Annotated in this window: 15 protein-coding genes; 4 read left to right on the top strand and 11 right to left on the bottom strand. The window is 74.1% G+C overall.

Features of this window, described 5'->3' with window-relative positions; translation table 11 throughout:
* Positions 1 to 94: 94 nt before the first annotated feature.
* Positions 95 to 1111: an LLM class flavin-dependent oxidoreductase gene (locus AC2EAQ_RS08455; RefSeq protein ID WP_484642775.1), complete on the bottom strand. Its 1017-nt coding sequence runs from the start codon at positions 1109 to 1111 to the stop codon at positions 95 to 97.
* Positions 1112 to 1204: 93 nt separating this feature from the next.
* Here AC2EAQ_RS08455 and AC2EAQ_RS08460 point away from each other — a divergent pair, with 93 nt between their 5' ends.
* A complete protein-coding gene (locus AC2EAQ_RS08460; RefSeq protein ID WP_484642093.1) occupies positions 1205 to 2416 on the top strand; it encodes an esterase/lipase family protein in 1212 nt (403 codons plus the stop codon).
* A 19-nt stretch (positions 2417 to 2435) separates the two neighbouring features.
* On the opposite strand, the gene AC2EAQ_RS08465 is transcribed toward AC2EAQ_RS08460, so the two are convergent.
* Genes AC2EAQ_RS08465 through tsaB form a run of 5 tightly spaced genes read right to left on the bottom strand, consistent with a single transcriptional unit; the run spans position 2436 to position 7496 of the window.
* Complete coding sequence (locus AC2EAQ_RS08465) at positions 2436 to 3341, bottom strand: DMT family transporter (RefSeq protein ID WP_484642095.1); 906 nt, start codon at positions 3339 to 3341, stop codon at positions 2436 to 2438.
* A 22-nt stretch (positions 3342 to 3363) separates the two neighbouring features.
* Positions 3364 to 5439, bottom strand: a complete 2076-nt coding sequence (locus AC2EAQ_RS08470; RefSeq protein WP_484642098.1) for a putative bifunctional diguanylate cyclase/phosphodiesterase — start codon at positions 5437 to 5439, stop codon at positions 3364 to 3366.
* Positions 5436 to 6290, bottom strand: coding sequence for a uracil-DNA glycosylase (locus AC2EAQ_RS08475; RefSeq protein ID WP_484642100.1), 855 nt, complete (start codon positions 6288 to 6290; stop codon positions 5436 to 5438). The genes AC2EAQ_RS08470 and AC2EAQ_RS08475 overlap by 4 nt, the downstream gene beginning before the upstream one ends.
* Positions 6277 to 6777, bottom strand: a complete 501-nt coding sequence (gene rimI, locus AC2EAQ_RS08480) for a ribosomal protein S18-alanine N-acetyltransferase (RefSeq protein WP_484642103.1) — start codon at positions 6775 to 6777, stop codon at positions 6277 to 6279. The genes AC2EAQ_RS08475 and rimI overlap by 14 nt, the downstream gene beginning before the upstream one ends.
* Complete coding sequence (gene tsaB, locus AC2EAQ_RS08485; RefSeq protein WP_484642106.1) at positions 6774 to 7496, bottom strand: tRNA (adenosine(37)-N6)-threonylcarbamoyltransferase complex dimerization subunit type 1 TsaB; 723 nt, start codon at positions 7494 to 7496, stop codon at positions 6774 to 6776. Before tsaB ends, rimI begins: the two co-directional genes overlap by 4 nt.
* A gap of 41 nt (positions 7497 to 7537) precedes the next feature.
* On the opposite strand from tsaB, the gene dacB reads away from it, so the two are divergent.
* The gene (dacB, locus tag AC2EAQ_RS08490) at positions 7538 to 8962 is read left to right on the top strand and encodes a D-alanyl-D-alanine carboxypeptidase/D-alanyl-D-alanine endopeptidase (RefSeq protein ID WP_484642108.1); all 1425 of its coding nucleotides are present in this window, start codon (positions 7538 to 7540) and stop codon (positions 8960 to 8962) included.
* An 11-nt stretch (positions 8963 to 8973) separates the two neighbouring features.
* The gene (locus AC2EAQ_RS08495; protein ID WP_484642110.1) at positions 8974 to 9243 is read left to right on the top strand and encodes an SWEET family sugar transporter; all 270 of its coding nucleotides are present in this window, start codon (positions 8974 to 8976) and stop codon (positions 9241 to 9243) included.
* A gap of 75 nt (positions 9244 to 9318) precedes the next feature.
* On the opposite strand, the gene AC2EAQ_RS08500 is transcribed toward AC2EAQ_RS08495, so the two are convergent.
* The 5 genes from AC2EAQ_RS08500 to purE all read right to left on the bottom strand — a co-directional run bounded on the left by AC2EAQ_RS08500 (position 9319) and on the right by purE (position 14421).
* Entirely contained in the window at positions 9319 to 10512 is a 1194-nt protein-coding gene (locus tag AC2EAQ_RS08500; protein ID WP_484642112.1) for an SGNH/GDSL hydrolase family protein, read from the bottom strand.
* 193 nt (positions 10513 to 10705) lie between these two features.
* Positions 10706 to 11680: an SGNH/GDSL hydrolase family protein gene (locus tag AC2EAQ_RS08505; protein WP_484642114.1), complete on the bottom strand. Its 975-nt coding sequence runs from the start codon at positions 11678 to 11680 to the stop codon at positions 10706 to 10708.
* 13 nt (positions 11681 to 11693) lie between these two features.
* A complete protein-coding gene (locus tag AC2EAQ_RS08510) occupies positions 11694 to 12731 on the bottom strand; it encodes an L-threonylcarbamoyladenylate synthase (RefSeq protein WP_484642117.1) in 1038 nt (345 codons plus the stop codon).
* Positions 12732 to 12733: 2 nt separating this feature from the next.
* Positions 12734 to 13867 (bottom strand): 5-(carboxyamino)imidazole ribonucleotide synthase, encoded by a 1134-nt coding sequence (locus AC2EAQ_RS08515; protein ID WP_484642777.1) that lies wholly within the window; start codon positions 13865 to 13867, stop codon positions 12734 to 12736.
* A gap of 56 nt (positions 13868 to 13923) precedes the next feature.
* Entirely contained in the window at positions 13924 to 14421 is a 498-nt protein-coding gene (gene purE, locus AC2EAQ_RS08520) for a 5-(carboxyamino)imidazole ribonucleotide mutase (RefSeq protein WP_484642120.1), read from the bottom strand.
* A 52-nt stretch (positions 14422 to 14473) separates the two neighbouring features.
* Here purE and AC2EAQ_RS08525 point away from each other — a divergent pair, with 52 nt between their 5' ends.
* Complete coding sequence (locus AC2EAQ_RS08525; RefSeq protein WP_484642124.1) at positions 14474 to 15415, top strand: tetratricopeptide repeat protein; 942 nt, start codon at positions 14474 to 14476, stop codon at positions 15413 to 15415.
* Positions 15416 to 15534: the final 119 nt, after the last annotated feature.

The following is a 15534-nucleotide window of genomic DNA, read 5'->3' on the forward strand; positions in this document are numbered from 1 at the left end:
ACACGCCCGCGCCGGCTCTCGGAGCATACGGGCCGGGCGCGGCCGCGCATCGGGCCGATCCCGGCCCTGCACGGCCAGCGGCCGGGGCGCGGGTCTACGCCGGGCTCGCGGCTCCTGCCGTGCGCAGCGCCGACAGCAGCTCGTAGGAGCGCAGCCGCGCGCGGTGGTCGTGCACCGCACCGGCCACGATCAGTTCGTCGGCGCCGGTGCGCGCCACCAGCGCGGCCAGCTGGCGCCGCACCGAGTCCGGCGAGCCGACGGCCGACGCCACCAGCATGCGCTCGACCTGGGCCTTCTCGTGCGGCGCCCACATCGCTTCCAGTTCGGCCGGGTCCACCGGGCGCGGCAGCGGGCCGCGGCGGCCGCGCTGCATGCCCAGGAAGCGCTGCTGGATCGACGTGAACAGCCGCGCCGCCTGCGCGTCGGTGTCGGCGGCCACCACGTTGACGCCCACCATGGCATGCGGCCGCGGCCATGCCGCCGACGGCTGGAAGCCGGCGCGATACAGCTCCAGCGCGTGCAGCAGCAGGTCGGGCGCGAAGTGCGACGCGAACGCGAACGGCAGGCCCAGGTGCGCGGCCAGTTGCGCGCTGTACAGGCTGGAACCCAGCAGCCACACCGGCACGTGGGTGCCCATGCCGGGAATTGCCCGCACCGCCTGGCCGGGTTGCGGCTCGCCCAGGTAGGCCATCAGCTCCATCACGTCGCGCGGGAAGCCCTCCTCCTCGCCGCTCGCGTCGAGATGGCGCCGCAGCGCGCGCATCGTGGTGCGGTCGGTGCCCGGGGCGCGCCCGAGCCCGAGGTCGATGCGCCCCGGGTACAGCGTGGCCAGGGTGCCGAACTGCTCGGCCACCACCAGCGGCGCATGGTTGGGCAGCATCACCCCGCCCGAGCCGACGCGGATCGTGCGAGTGCCGCCGGCGAGGTGGCCCACCAGCACCGCGGTGGCCGAGCTGGCCACGCCGTCCATGTTGTGGTGCTCGGCCACCCAGTAGCGCCGGTAGCCCCAGGCCTCGGCGTGGCGCGCCAGGTCCAGGCTGTTGGCCAGGGCGTCGGCGGCGCTGGCGCCCTCGACGATGGGCGACAGGTCGAGCACCGACAGCGGCGGCAGGGCGGAAACGGCTTCGGCAGCGGGCGTGGACATGGCCCGCATCATGCCGTGCAAAGCCGCACCGGCCGGGCCCCGGGGCTGTCACACTCGCCCATGCTCCAGCCCCTCCTGCAAGCGGCCGACCTGCGCGGCGCCGCACAGCTGACCACCGACGCCGTCGTCGGCCTGACCTCGCTGGTGGAGGCCCTGCACGCGCGCATCGCCTCCCTGCCCGGCGCGGCGCCCGCGCCCGACGAGCGCACGCGCGGCCTGACCGGGCTGGTCTACAAGTCGGTGCGCGGCGTCACGCGCGTGGTGGGCGGCAGCGTCGACGCGCTGTTCGGCTGGCTCGGCCCGGCGCTCGCGTCCCAGGCCGGCCCCGGGCGCCTGCCGCATGCCGAGCGCGAGGCCATCGTCGCGGCCCTGAACGGCGTGCTGGGCGACCACCTCGCCGCCACCGGCAACCCGCTGGCGATCCCGATGGCCTTCCGGTGCGGCGGCCGGCCGCTGGTGCTGGACCGCTCGGCGATGCGGGTGGCGCTGCCCGATGCGACGCCGCGCCTGCTGGTGCTGCTGCACGGGCTGTGCATGAACGACCTGCAATGGCAGCGCGACGGTCACGACCACGGTGCCGCGCTGGCGCGCGACCTCGGCTACACGCCGGTCTACCTGCACTACAACACCGGCCTGTCGCTGTCCACCAACGGCCGCGTGCTGGCGCAGCAGCTCGAACGCCTGCTCGACGCCTGGCCGATGCCGCTGGAACGGCTGGTGCTGCTGGGCCACAGCATGGGCGGGCTGGTGGCGCGCAGCGCGCTGTTCCACGGCGTGCAGGCGCAGCGCGGCGGACCGCGCTGGCCGCACCGGGTGAACGACCTCGTCTGCCTGGGCACGCCGCACCAGGGCGCGCCGCTGGAACGCGCCGGCCAGGGGGTGGACGTGCTGCTGGCGGCCACGCCCTACGCGGCGCCGCTGGCGCGGCTGGGCCGCCTGCGCAGCGCCGGCATCAACGACCTGCGCCACGGCGACATCGTCAGCCCCGACGTGGCCGGCCGCGGCACGCACAAGCGGGCCCAGGTGCCGCTGCCGGCGTCGGTGCGCTGCTACGCGCTGGCGGGTGCGCTCGGCCCGGCCGGGAGCGGCGTCAAGGCGGCCCTGCTCGGCGACGGCCTCGTGCCGGTGGCCAGCGCGCTGGGCCAGCACCGCGAGCCGCCGCGGCGGCTCGCGTTCGACGCCGACCGGCAGGCGGTGGTGGCCGACACAGGCCACCTGGCGCTGCTGGGCAGCCCGGCCGTCTACGAGCACCTGCAGCGCTGGCTGCGCTGAGGCCCGCGCGCGCCGCGGCTCAGCGCCGCGTGGACAGCCAGATGCCGCCGAGGATCGAGGCCGCCCCGACGAGGTGGAACGGCTCGACGCGCTCGCCCAGCACCAGCCACGCGATGCCCGCGCTGTAGATCGGCCCGAGGTACAGCACCATGGCCACGCGCGCGGCGCCGAGCACGCGCTGCATGAACGAGTACGCCGCATAGGCGGCGGCCCCGGGCAGCAGCGCCGCGGCCAGCACCAGGCCGACGCTGCGCCACGACAGCGTCGACGGCAGCCAGTACAGCGCCTCCCACACCGTGAACGGCACCAGCACCACCACGCCGCCGGCGGCGATCAGGGTCAGCCGCGCCAGGCCGCCGAAGGCCGAGGGCCAGGCGCGCAGCAGCAGCGAGTAGAAGGTCCAGGCGACCGCCGCGACGGCGATCCACAGGTCGCCCGGGTTGACACGCACGTCGGCCAGCGCCTGCCAGTGGCCGCGGATCAGGATGTGCACCACGCCGCCCACCGCCAGTGCCACGCCCAGCCATTGCAGCGGCCCGAAGCGCTCGCCGAGCCACCACGACGAGGCCAGCGCGATCAGCACCGGCGACATGGCGTAGATGAGCCCGATGTTCACCGCCGTCGTGTGGCGGCCGCCGATGTAGACGAAGGCGCCGCAGATCCACATGCCCAGTGCACCCAGCACGAGGAAACGCCAGCCCTCGGCGGCGATGGCCGAGCGCTTGGCATGCAGCTCGCGCCAGCAGAAGGCCCCCAGCAGCAGCGCGGCCACGCCCCAGCGCGCCAGCGCCAGCATGTGCGGCGCAATCACGCCCGGCGCCCAGCGCGCCACGAGGTAGTTCACGCTCCACAGCGCGGGGGCGAGGAAGATCAGCGCGAAGGCGAGCTGACGCTCGCCCGGCGAGGGGGCGGCCGGCGTCGTCATCGATGCGGCAGCGCGCCCGGCGTCACGGCACGGGCGCGAACGGCGCACCCTCGGTCGGGGCGCCGAACAGCAGTCCCTGCAGCTGGTGGCAGCCCAGCGCGACCAGGAAGCCGCGCTGCGCGTCGGTCTCGACACCCTCGGCCACCACCTCGCGGCCGAGGCTGGCGGCCAGCGTGATGATGGCGCGCGCGATGGCGGCATTGCCGGCGTGGTCGGGCAGGCCGTGCACGAAGCTGCGGTCGATCTTGATGCGGTCGATCGGCAGCTGGTTCAGGTGCCCGAGTGACGAGTAGCCGGTGCCGAAGTCGTCGATCGCCACGCGCACGCCCATCGCCTTCAGTCGCGCCAGCGTGTCGCGCACCGCGTCCAGGTCGTCCATCAGCATGCGCTCGGTGATCTCGACTTCCAGCGAGGTGCCGGGGATGCCGGCCTCGGCCAGCACCGCCGCCACGTTGTCGGCGAAGGCGGTGTCGCGGAACTGCAGCGACGACAGGTTCACCGACACCGGCAGCGGCCGGCCCGCGTCGCGCCAGCGCCGCGCCGCGAACGCGGCCTCGCGCAGCACCCACTGGCCGATCGGCAGGATCAGGCGCTGCTGCTCGGCCAAAGGCACGAACTGGTCGGGCTCGACCAGGCCGCGCACCGGGTGGCGCCAGCGGATCAGCGCCTCGCAGCCGGCCAGCCGGCCGTCGGCGGCGCGCACCTGCGGCTGGTAGTGCAGCACGAACTCGTTGCGCTCGATCGCGCGCGTGAGCTGGGTCTCGAGCTCCAGCGCCTCCAGCGCACGGCGGCTCATCTCGGGGTCGTACAGGTGGTGCGTGGCGCGGCCCTGGCGCTTGGCCTGGTACATCGCCGCGTCGGCATTGCGCAGCAAGTCGGCCGGCGTGTCGGCGTGCTGCGGGTACAGCGCGATGCCCAGCGACGGCGTGACCGAGATCGCGCGGCCCTCCAGCACCACGGGCGCGCTCACGGCGCCCAGCAGCTTGCGCGCCACCTCCTCCACGTCGGACAGCGGCATGGCCCCGGGCAGCAGCACCATGAACTCGTCGCCGCCGAAGCGCGCCACGATGTCGCTGGCGCGCAGCAGCGAGGTCAGGCGCTGGGCCAGGGTCTGCAGCAGCACGTCGCCGGCCAGATGGCCCAGCGAGTCGTTGACGCGCTTGAAGTGGTCGAGGTCGATGAACAGCAGCGCGCCCTGCGCGTCGCCGGCGCGGCCGCTGCCCATCAGCGCGTCCAGCCGCTCCATGAAGGCGGTGCGGTTGTACAGGCCGGTCAGCGCGTCGTGGTGCGCCAGGTGGTGGATGCGGGCGCGCGCGGCCTGCGTGGCGCGCAGGTCGCGCACCACCGTCATGCGCAGCTGCTCGCCGCCGCGCTCGATGCTGCGCACGATGAACTCCACCGGGATGCGCGTGCCGTCGCGGTGCAGGATCGCGCTCTCGTAGGCGATCTCGGCGCGCGAGGTCATCACCTCCACCACCTTGGGCACGTGCTCGGGCGCGATGAACTCCAGCGTCTTGCGCCCGCGCATCTCGTCCAGCGTGTAGCCGCTGAGTTCGAGCGCGGGCTGGTTGGCGTCGGTGACGAGGCCGTCCTTGTGGAACACGATGCCCTCGACACTGGCGTCCATGAACTTGGCCAGCCGCTCCTCGGACTCGCGCAGCGCGCGCTCGCCCTCGCGGTGGCGCGTGATGTCGTTGATGAGCACGAACGCGCCCGACAGCTCGCCGGTAGCGTCGAAGTGCGGCAGCAGCTGCACCTCGATCCAGCGCACGCCCTGCGGCGACGGCAGCTGGCGCTCGTAGCGCTGCGGCTGGTGCGTGCGCCGGATCTCGCGCACGTAAGGGTCGATCGAGCGCGCCGCGTCCGGGCCGATGATCTCCTCGAGCGTGCGCCCGAGCACGCTCTGCTCGTCGAAGCCGAAGGTGCGCGCGTAGCCCGCGTTGGCGAACAGGCAGCGCAGCGTCTCGTTGTCGTAGAACGCCATCAGCGCTGGCACGCTGTTGGCCACCAGGCGCAGCAGGCTCGCATGCTCGCGCACGCTCGGCTCGGTGCCGGAGCCGGTGCCGGGGGCGATGCGTCCGGACAGGGTGCTGTTCATTCGGTGCTCTCGAGGGTGGCGGCCGCCAGGCACAGATCGTCCCATGCCCGGGCCTTGTCGGCCAGCGTGCGTAACAGATAGGCCGGGTGATACGTCACGACCACCGGAGTGTCGCGCCAGCGATGCACCTTGCCGCGCAGCTTGCCCACCGGCTCCTCGGTGGCCAGCAGCGACTGGGCGGCGAAGCGCCCCATCGCCAGCAGCAGCCGCGGCTGCACCAGCTCGATCTGGCGCGCCAGGAAGGGCGCGCAGCGGGCAGTCTCCGACGGGTCGGGGTTGCGGTTGCGCGGCGGCCGGCACTTCAGCGTGTTGGTGATGAAAACGCGCTGCGCGGGGGGCACGTCGTCATGCCGCGACAGGCCCAGCGGCCGCAGCATGTTGTCCAGCAGCTTGCCGGCCTGGCCGACGAAGGGCTCGCCCTGCAGGTCCTCGTGCTCGCCCGGTGCCTCGCCGACGATCATCAGCCGCGCCTGCGCGTGGCCGGCGCCGAACACAGTGCGCGTGCGCGACTCGCACAGGCCGCAGGCCCTGCAGCCCGCCACCGCTTCGCGCAGCGCGTCCCAGCCCATCCCGGCGGTGCCGACCGCTGCCGCGGGTACCGGGGCCACCCGCGGCGCGGACCGCGCGGTCGGCGCGGACGGCTCGGTCTGCACGCTCTGCGCGGGGAGCACGGCCTTCGCTGACGGCGCGGCGGGCCGGCCGTCCGGCACCGGGGCCGGGCGCGGCTCGGCCTTCGCCACGGGCAGCACCGACGGCTCGCGCGCCGGCCCGTCCGACGCAGCCGGCGGCGGCTCGAGCAGCCGGATGCCCATCGCGTCGAGCATCGCGCGCTGGCGCTCAGTCCAGCGCATCTTGGCCCCCGCCGTACACCGCCAGGCGCATCACGATCGCATCCTCGCGCCGCACGGCGGCCGGGTAATAGCCGCGGCGCAGGCCGACCTCGTCGAAGCCGTAGCGCTGGTAGATGGCGCGCGCGCGCTGGTTGCTCTCGCGCACCTCGAGCCAGAGCCAGGCACGGCGCTCGTCGCGGCAGCGCGCCACCAGCGCGTCGAGCAGGCCGCGCGCCAGGCCACGCCCCTCGGCCCCGGGCGCCACCGTCAGGTTCAGCAGGTGCATCTCGTCCACGCCCGGCAGCGCCACGCTGTAGCCCAGCAGCGCACCATCGTCGCCGAACAGCACGCGGGTCACGTGTCCTGCCGCCAGCGAGTCGACGAAGTTGCCGCGGGTCCACGGGAACGGATACACCGCCTGCTCCACCGCCATCACCGCGTCCAGGTCGGCCACGGCCATGGCCCTCGCACGCACGGGCAGCGCCTGCGGACGGGGCACCGCGTTCATCGGGCCGCCCCGCGCGCCGCACGCTCGGCGGTCGTCAGCGCCACCTTGTCGCGCAGATACAGCGGCAGCGCCTGCGCGGCGTCGACGGCATTGCCGCGTGCCCAGGCGGCACGCGCCAGGCGCGCCAGCGCGTCGCCGCGGCTGGCGCAGGCGTCCATGCGGCGCGCCGTGCCGGCGTGCAGCCGGCCCTCGTAGGCCGCCAGCGCGGTGCCGGCCACGCAGCGCGGCGGCGCGTCGTCCCAGGCCGCCTGCAGCGCAGGCAGGGTCCACAGGGCGGGCTCGCGCAGCGGCTGCCAGTCGTCGGCCAGCGCCCGGTAGTGCGCGGCATAGACCTCGTCCATGCGCGCGTCCATCGCGACCCACAGCGTCGGATCGGCCGCGGTCAGCGCGACCCGCGCGTCCTCGGCCACCAGCGCCAGGCTGTCCAGCGCCAGCACCGGGCACGACCAGCCGAAGGCGAGGCCCTGCGCCACGGCACAGGCGGTGCGCAGCCCGGTGAACGCGCCGGGACCGCGCCCGAAGGCCACGGCCTGCACCGCGCGGCCGTCGATGCCGGCCTGCGCGAGGAGCCCGAAGGCCATCGGCAGCAGGCGCTCGGACGCCCGCGCGCCGCCCGGCTCCTCAGCGCACCAGTGGCGCTCGCCGAGCACCAGCGCGACCGCGACACGCTCGGTCGCGCTGTCGAGCGCGAGCAGGCAGGGGGCGTCGGACGGGGGCATGCAGCCAGTGTATCGGCGCACCCATGCGATCATTCCCGCCGATGCGACGCGCCCTGTTCCTGCTGCTGATGTGTCTGGCCGCGCCCGTGGCGGCCCAGCGCAACCTCCCGCCCGAGGTGGAGCAGGCGCTGGTCAGGGAACGCGTGCCGCAGGACGCGCTGGCGGTGGTGGTGCAGGAGGTGGGCAGCGGCACGACCCATGTGTCGCTGAACGCGCAACGGCCGATGAACCCGGCGTCGGTGGTCAAGCTGCTCACCACGTATGCCGCGCTCGACGAGCTGGGCCCGGCCTTCACCTGGAAGACGCCGGTGTGGTTCGGGGCGCCGCTGGTGGCCGGCGTGATCGACGGCCCGCTGCACCTGCAGGGCCGCGGCGACCCGAAGCTGACGCTCGAGCGGATGTGGCTGGCGATGCAGAAGCTGCGCCAGATGGGCGTCCAGGAGATCCGCGGCGACATCGTCGTCGACCAGTCGGCCTTCGTGCTGCCCGAGGGTTCGCCGGGGGACTTCGACAACGAGCCGCTGCGCCCCTACAACGTGCGGCCGCAGGCCCTGCTGCTCAATCTCGGCGCGGTGGTCTACACCTTCACGCCCGACCCGGCGCGTGGCGTGGCCACGGTGACCGCCGAGCCCGCGCTCGACGGCATCGCGGTCGACGCGACGGTGCCGCTGTCCACCGACGCCTGCGGCGACTGGCGCGGCGCGCTCAAGGCCAACCTGACCGACCCGGCACGGCTGCGCTTCGCAGGCAGCTACCCCGCCGCCTGCGGCGAGCGCGCCTGGCCGCTGGCGCATGTGGACGCGCGCACCTACACGCGGGGCCTGCTGGCCACGCTGTGGCGCGCCAGCGGCGGCAAGCTCGGCGGCGTCGTGCGCGAGGGCGCCGCCCCATCGGGCCCGCCGCTGTTCGAGCTGGTGTCGCCGCCGCTGGCCGAGGTGGTGCGCGACATCAACAAGTTCAGCAACAACGTGATGTCGCAGCAGCTCTTCCTGACGCTGGCACTGCAGCGCAGCGGCAACCTGCGCGCGTCGCCCGAGGACGCGCGCGAGGCGCTGAGGCGCTGGCTGGCCGAGCGCCTGGGCGAGTCGCTGGACGGCGTGGTGATCGACAACGGCTCGGGCCTGTCGCGCGAGACGCGCATGCCGGCTCGGCTGCTGGCGCACCTGCTGCAGCGCGCCTGGTCGAGCCCGGTGATGTCGGAGCTGATGTCCTCGCTGCCGGTGACCGGGCTGGACGGCACGCTGCGGCGCTCGCGCGCGGTGCCCGGCCGCGCGCACCTGAAGACCGGTTCGCTGCGCGACGTGGCCGCGGTCGCGGGCTACGTGCTGGGGGCCAGCGGCCGGCGCTATGTGCTGGTCGCGGTGATCAACCATCCCAACGCCAACGCGGCACGCCCGGCGCTGGACGCGCTGGTGCAGTGGACGATGAATGACCTCAACCCGCGCGCCGCCGGCGCGCGCCCCTGAACGAAGCGCCCATGATCGAGACCATCGGCTACGTGGCAGCGGCGCTCACCACGCTGAGCTTCGCGCCTCAGGCCTGGCTGGTGTTCCGCACGCGCGACGTCAGCGGGGTGTCGCTGGGCATGTACGCGGCCATGGTGTCGGGCGTGGCGCTGTGGCTGGTGTACGGCGTGCTGATCCGGTCGTGGCCGCTGGTGGTGGCCAACCTGGTGACGCTGACGCTGTCCGGCGCGATCCTGCTGATGAAGCTGCGCCTGTCGCGGCGGCACCGCCGCGACCCCTGAAGTGCAAAGGCCGGCCGTCTTGCGACGGGCCGGCCCTGGCGGCAAAGCGGCCCGCAGGCCGCCGGCAGGCAATGATCAGAGGTTCTCAGGCACCCAGCCGAAGCCCTTGATCGCGTTGATGACCTGGTCGGCCAGGACGCGATGACCACCGGTGGTGGGGTGCACGCCGTCGGCGAACAGCCAGGTGCTGGCGCTGGCGCCGGTGCGCAGGGTGTTCAGGTTGGGCACCGGGGCCACGAAGGCCGAGGCCGCCGCGGCATTGCAGAACAGCGACGAACCGTCGGTGATGCGGCCGCCGGTGACCGCGCTGACGCGGGTCGGGTCGCAGGCCGACTGGGTGACGTTGGTCAGGCCGAAGCTCGAGGGGTTGGCCATCACGGCGGCATTGAGCGCACGCACGTCGATGATGCGGGCCCCGGAACCGTCGAGCGCCGAGACCAGCGTGGTGTTGAACGCCGCCGACAGCGAGCTCAGCAGGCCGCGGCTGGTGGCGTCCAAGCCACTGAAGCCGGGTGCCACCGAGGCGTCGGGCAGCGTCATCACGGCCACGCGGCTGGCGCCGCGCCCGATGATCTGGTTGCGCACCAGCGTGGCCAGCTCGGTGGCGGCGGCCTGCACCGCCGTGGTCGCCTGCGCGGGCGTGATGGCCGCGGCGCCGACGAGGCCGAACTGCACGAAGATGTCGTTGTTGCCGCCGAACACGAACACCAGGTCGTCGCCCGTGAAGCCGTTGAAGCGGGTGTGGTGGTCGGCCACCTGCTGCACCATCGGGATCGTCATCGGCGCGGGGCTCGTGCCGTTGATGCCGTTGCCGTTGGGGTTGCCGATGCCGGCCGGGCTGGTGACGCGCGAGCCGCCCTGGGCGTAGCCCGTGCAGCTGCCGGCCAGGGCCGGGTTGCTCGCCGCCGCCGGGCACTTGACGCGGTTGGGCGTGGGACCGAAGCCCACCTCGTGCGGCGTGATCGGCACGCCCACGCGAGCGGCCACCCACTCGACCCAGGTGTTGGCCGTGCTGCTGTTGCTGGTGGCGGTATAGCCGGTATGGCTGTTGGTGGTGAACTTGCCGCCAAAGAAGGGCGGCACGCCCGCAGCCTGGCCGAGCGGGATCTGCGTGGCCGGCGTGTAGGCGCCGATGTCGCTCAGGCTGTCGCCGAACGCGATGACTCGCGAGGCAACCGGCGCATCGGCGCTGCCGCCGCCGCAACCGGCAACGACGAGCGCGGCAACCGCGGCGAGGGCGGACAGGTGCCAACGGCGACGGGTGGACATGGTGCTAGCTCCTTCGGTACGTTCTGCTTGGTGTGTGGACGGGCCGAGGTGGTCGCCGATGACGGCGGCCCAGGCCTGTGCCGAGGAACTATACGGGGGCCCGCCAGCCGCCCCGAGCCGGGTTAACCCCGTCGAATGCCCGTTTGGGGGGCGCTCTCCAGGAACGCGCTCGGCTGGTGGATGCCGCGAAGGTTCAGAAGGGGTTGGAGCGCGCGCGGGACGCTGCCACGGCGCCAAGCCGGGCCTGCCCGGTGGGCCCGAGTTGCAGCGGCCCCGCCCACAGGTACCCGGCCGAGGTGGCGCCCGTGACCAGCGTCGCGGTGGTGCACGCCGGCGGCAGCGCAGTGCCCAGGCAGGCCGAGTCGACCACGTTGGTCAGGCTGAACGTGCCGGGAAAACGCACCATGTTCTGGGTCTCGATGTCCGCGTAGACGAGGCCGATCAGCCGGCCGTCGTTGATCAGCGTCACGCTCATGCGGTTGTTGAACGCCGAGGTCAGCGCCGTCAGCAGGGCCGAGCGGGTGGCATCGCCGGTGGAGGTGTTCTGCTCCCGCGCATAGGGCGTCAGGCCCAGATCGGGCACCGTCAGCACGACCACCGCCGGGCCCGACTGGGCCAGGGCGTTGATCTGGTTGCCCAGGCTGGTGGCGCGGGCCCGCGCCTCGTCGATGAGCGTGTCGCGCGAACTGGTCGGGTAGCGCGCGTACAGCTCGAGGATGTCGTTCATGCCGATCATGACCACGGCCAGGTCGGACTCGCCGAGCGCGGCGCCCTGCACGGCCGCGATCTGGGCCGGCAGGTCGGCCACCTTGTGCCCCGGCTGCGCCAGCACCTGGCCGGACGCGGTGGTCGCGCTGCCCAGGCAGCGGTCGAAGGCTAGGCCGAAGGTGGTGGCCACGGTCTGGATCCAGATCGGGTTGCGCGTGCAGTCGGTCTCGGTCGTGCTTTCGGTGGGCGGCGTGGTGGTCGAGTCGGTGATCCGGAACGCGTTGATCGAGTACTTGTTGCCGTCGGTGCGGATCACGGACAGCTCGTCGCCGAAGGCCAGGATGCGGTCCGGGTCGAACGGCACGACCTGCCCGCCGCCGCCGCAGGAGGCGAGGCCGGCCAGCACGAACAGGGTCGCCACGGCCGCGAGGCCCTTGCGCAACGGAAGACGGAAACTCATGAGGACTCCAGTGTCAGGCAGGTCGGGCGGCGGCTGCCGCGCGCTCGAGTCGGTCGCGCACGCCGTCCCAGTCGCTGCCGGCGGGCGGCTGCTCGACCCAGATCAGGCCGACGCCCCGGGCGTCGAAATCGCGCAGCACGCCGAACAGCTCGAATGCCGCCGCGCGGGCCGTGTCGGGCATGGTGTGCCACACCAGTCCCGCGGCGGCGGCGCCGCGCGGCACGCGTACCGTGCGCGAATATACCGCCAGGGGCGACGGCGCCCCGGCGCGCTGCCCGGCCGCGGCCCGGGCCTCGACCCACAGGGCCACCGCGTCCTCCAGCGCGCGCGGCGGCATCAGACGCACCGTGGCGCGCGGCGCGTAGTGCGCCGGCAGCGTGCCCGAGGCCCGCGGCGCCTGCCCGTCCGGGTCGCCCACGGCCTCGCCGGCGGCGGCCGACAGCGCCTCGCGCGGGATCGCGCCGGGGCGCAGCAGCACCGGTCGGCCGCGCGTGCAGTCGACGATGGCCGATTCGATGCCCACCTCGCACGGGCCGCCGTCGAGCACGGCCAGTGCATCGCCGAACTCGTCGACCACGTGGGCCGCGGTGGTCGGGCTGACCCGGCCGAATCGGTTGGCGCTCGGCCCGGCCACGCCGGACACGCCGCGCTGCGCGCATTCGCGCAGCAGCGCCTGCGCCAGCGGATGCGCGGGGCAGCGCAGGCCGATGCTGCCCTGGCCGCCGGCCGCCACGCCGGCCAGGCCCTCGCGGCGCGGCACGATCAGCGTCAGCGGGCCGGGCCAGAACGCGGCGGCCAGGCGATCGGCCAGCGGCGTCCAGCCGGACTCGGCAGCGAACCGCTTGGCCTGGACCGCGTCGGCCACGTGGACGATGAGCGGGTGGTCCGCCGGCCGGCCCTTGGCCGCGAAGATGCGAGCCGCGGCCGCGTCGTCGTCGGCCCGGGCGCCCAGGCCATAGACCGTCTCGGTCGGAAACGCCACCAGCTCGCCGCCGGCCAGCAGGTCGGCGGCGCGGGCGACGGCCCCGGGGTCGCTGCCGTCCAGGCGCATGGTCAGAACGCGGGCAGGCCCAGCAGCGCCGCCGCCTGCAGCGCCACCGCGCGCGCGCCGGCCGTGTCGGCGCCGGTGACGGTGAGATGGCCCATCTTGCGGCCGCGACGGGCGCTGGCCTTGCCGTACAGGTGCAGGTGCACGCCGGGCAGCGCGAGCACCGCGGCCCAGTCGGGCGAGCGCTCGCGGCCGTCGGCACCGAACCACAGGTCGCCCAGCAGGTTGAGCATCACCGCCGGCGAATGCAGCCGCGGCACGGGCAGCGGCAGGCCGGCCAGGCAGCGCACCTGCAGCCCGAACTGCGACACGTCGCAGGCGTCGACGCTGTAGTGGCCCGAGTTGTGCGGCCGCGGCGCCATCTCGTTGGCCACCAGCGACAGTCGGCCGCCACCGGCGTCGACGACGAAGAACTCGACGCACAGCACGCCCACGTAGCCCATGCCGTCGGCAAGGCGCCGGGCCGACGCCACCGCCACGGCCTGCAGCTCGGCGTCGATGCCGGGCGCGGGCACCTCGGTCACGGCGAGGATGCCGTCGCGATGCAGGTTGCGTTGCACCGGCAGCTCGACCATGGCGCCGTCGGCGCCGCGCGCCACGATCACCGACAGCTCGGCGGCCAGCGCGAGGCGCTGCTCCAGAACGCAGGGCACCCGCCGCAGCTCGCCCCAGGCAGCGGCCAGCGCGGCCCGGTCGGCGACGCGCACCTGGCCCTTGCCGTCGTAGCCCAGGCGCGCCGTCTTCAGGATGCCGGGCAGCAGCGCGTCGGGCACCGCCGCCAGGTCGGCCTCGGTCTCGACGACGGCGAACGGCGCGCAGGGCACGCCGCTGCGCACGAAGTGGCGCTTCTCGGCGGCACGGTCCTGGCACACGGCCACGCACTCGCCGGCCGGCGCCACCGGGCGGTGCGCGCCCAGCGTCATCAGCGCAGGCGCGGGCACGTTCTCGAACTCGGTGGTGATCGCGGCGCAGCGCTGCATCAGCTGCGCCAGGCCCTGCTCGTCGGTGTAGTCGGCGTCGATGTGGTAGTGCGCCACCAGGCCCGCGGGGCTGGTCTTGTCCGGGTCGAGCACGGCGGTGAAGTAGCCCATGGCCTGCGCCGCCTGCACGAACATGCGGCCGAGCTGGCCGCCGCCCATCACGCCAAGCGTGACCGGACGGCCGTCGGGGCCGGTGGCGCCCGGCAGCAGCGGCTTCACTTGAGCTGGGCCGACATCGCCCGCGCCGCCTCGGTCTGGCGCGCGCGGAAGGCGTCGAGCTGCCCGGCCAGGGCCGGGTCGTTGACGGCCAGCATCGCCACCGCGAAAAGGGCCGCGTTGGCCGCGCCCGACTCGCCGATGGCGAAGGTGGCCACGGGCACGCCCTTGGGCATCTGCACGATGGAATGCAGCGAGTCCACGCCCTGAAGGTGCCGGCTGGCGATGGGCACGCCCAGCACCGGCACCGGCGTCTTGGCCGCCAGCATGCCCGGCAGGTGCGCCGCGCCGCCGGCGCCGGCGATGATGGCCACGAGGCCGCGCCCGCGCGCCGCCTCGGCATAGGCGAACATGTCGTCCGGCATGCGGTGGGCCGACACCACCTTGCATTCGTGCGGCACGCCGAACTCGGCGAGAATCGCCGACGCGTGCTGCAGGGTCGGCCAGTCGCTGGCCGAACCCATCACCACACCCACCCGCGGTTGCGCCTCGTTCATGGCTTGAATTGTAGGTGGCACGCTTCATCTGACCGTTTTGCCCGAAGCGCCCATGATCGACGTCACCATCCAGAACTTCCAGGACGAACTCATCGCCGCGTCGATGCAGCAGCCGGTGCTGCTGGACATCTGGGCGCCGTGGTGCGGCCCGTGCAAGGTGCTCGGCCCGGTGCTGGAAAAGCTCGAGGTCGCCTACGCCGGCCGCTTCAGGCTGGCCAAGCTCAACAGCGACGAGCAGCCCGAGATCGCCGGCCAGCTGAGCCAGGCCTTCGGCGTGCGCTCGATCCCGTTCTGCGTGCTGTTCGACCAGGGCCAGCCGGTCGACGGCTTCGTCGGCGCGCTGCCCGAGAGCCAGGTGCGCGCCTTCCTCGACAAGCACGTGCCCACCGCCGACGAAATGGAGGCCGAGGCCGAGGTCGGCGAAGCCGAGGCGCTGATCGCCGAGGGCGACGCCGACGCCGCGCTGGCCAAGCTGCAGCAGGCGGTGGCGATCGACCCGGCCAACGACGACGCCCGCTACGACTACGTGAAGCTGCTGCTCGAGCGCGGCGCGCTGGACCAGGCGCAGGCCGCGTTCGAACCCGTGGCGCGCAAGGCCGCCACCGAGGCCCGGCTCGAGGCGCTGGCGCTGTGGATCGCCGCGCAGCGCGCCGCGGCCGGCGCGCGCACGCCGCAGGCGCTGGCCGCCGCCATCGCCGCCAACAAGCGCGACTTCGACGCCCGCCACGAGCTGGCGCAGTGCCACTTCGCCGCCGGCCGCTTCACCGAGGCGATGGACGAGCTGCTCGAGATCGTGATGCGCGACAAGGCCTGGAACGACAACCTGGCGCGGCGCACCTACGTGGCCATCCTCACCGTGATGGCCAAGCCGGCGCCCAAGCCGGCCGCGGGCGACGCCAAGAGCACGCTCGAACTCACCGGCAAGGCCGCGGCGCCGGCCGGCGACCCGGTGGTCGACGCGTACCGGCGCAAGTTGAGCATGGCGTTGTTCTGACGTCCCCCCCGTTGCGCCTTCGGCGCTCCCCCCCAGGGGGGCGGCGCTGGCGGACCGGCGGAGCCGGATCCGCAGCGCCTGCTGGTTGGGGGGCCGGCTTCGCGGCCCTCGCACGCCGC

The sequence above is a fragment of the Aquabacterium sp. T101 genome, from assembly GCF_057219775.1.

What these genes read in the sequence shown, in the direction of transcription:
- AC2EAQ_RS08460 (WP_484642093.1), top strand. Translation starts at nt 1,205, where the DNA reads ATGCTCCAGCCCCTCCTGCAAGCGGCCGACCTGCGCGGCGCCGCACAG.
- AC2EAQ_RS08465 (WP_484642095.1), bottom strand. Translation starts at nt 3,341, where the DNA reads ATGACGACGCCGGCCGCCCCCTCGCCGGGCGAGCGTCAGCTCGCCTTC.
- AC2EAQ_RS08470 (WP_484642098.1), bottom strand. Translation starts at nt 5,439, where the DNA reads ATGAACAGCACCCTGTCCGGACGCATCGCCCCCGGCACCGGCTCCGGC.
- AC2EAQ_RS08475 (WP_484642100.1), bottom strand. Translation starts at nt 6,290, where the DNA reads ATGCGCTGGACTGAGCGCCAGCGCGCGATGCTCGACGCGATGGGCATC.
- rimI (WP_484642103.1), bottom strand. Translation starts at nt 6,777, where the DNA reads ATGAACGCGGTGCCCCGTCCGCAGGCGCTGCCCGTGCGTGCGAGGGCC.
- tsaB (WP_484642106.1), bottom strand. Translation starts at nt 7,496, where the DNA reads ATGCCCCCGTCCGACGCCCCCTGCCTGCTCGCGCTCGACAGCGCGACC.
- dacB (WP_484642108.1), top strand. Translation starts at nt 7,538, where the DNA reads ATGCGACGCGCCCTGTTCCTGCTGCTGATGTGTCTGGCCGCGCCCGTG.
- AC2EAQ_RS08495 (WP_484642110.1), top strand. Translation starts at nt 8,974, where the DNA reads ATGATCGAGACCATCGGCTACGTGGCAGCGGCGCTCACCACGCTGAGC.
- AC2EAQ_RS08500 (WP_484642112.1), bottom strand. Translation starts at nt 10,512, where the DNA reads ATGTCCACCCGTCGCCGTTGGCACCTGTCCGCCCTCGCCGCGGTTGCC.
- AC2EAQ_RS08505 (WP_484642114.1), bottom strand. Translation starts at nt 11,680, where the DNA reads ATGAGTTTCCGTCTTCCGTTGCGCAAGGGCCTCGCGGCCGTGGCGACC.
- AC2EAQ_RS08510 (WP_484642117.1), bottom strand. Translation starts at nt 12,731, where the DNA reads ATGCGCCTGGACGGCAGCGACCCCGGGGCCGTCGCCCGCGCCGCCGAC.
- AC2EAQ_RS08515 (WP_484642777.1), bottom strand. Translation starts at nt 13,867, where the DNA reads ATGGGCGGCGGCCAGCTCGGCCGCATGTTCGTGCAGGCGGCGCAGGCC.
- purE (WP_484642120.1), bottom strand. Translation starts at nt 14,421, where the DNA reads ATGAACGAGGCGCAACCGCGGGTGGGTGTGGTGATGGGTTCGGCCAGC.
- AC2EAQ_RS08525 (WP_484642124.1), top strand. Translation starts at nt 14,474, where the DNA reads ATGATCGACGTCACCATCCAGAACTTCCAGGACGAACTCATCGCCGCG.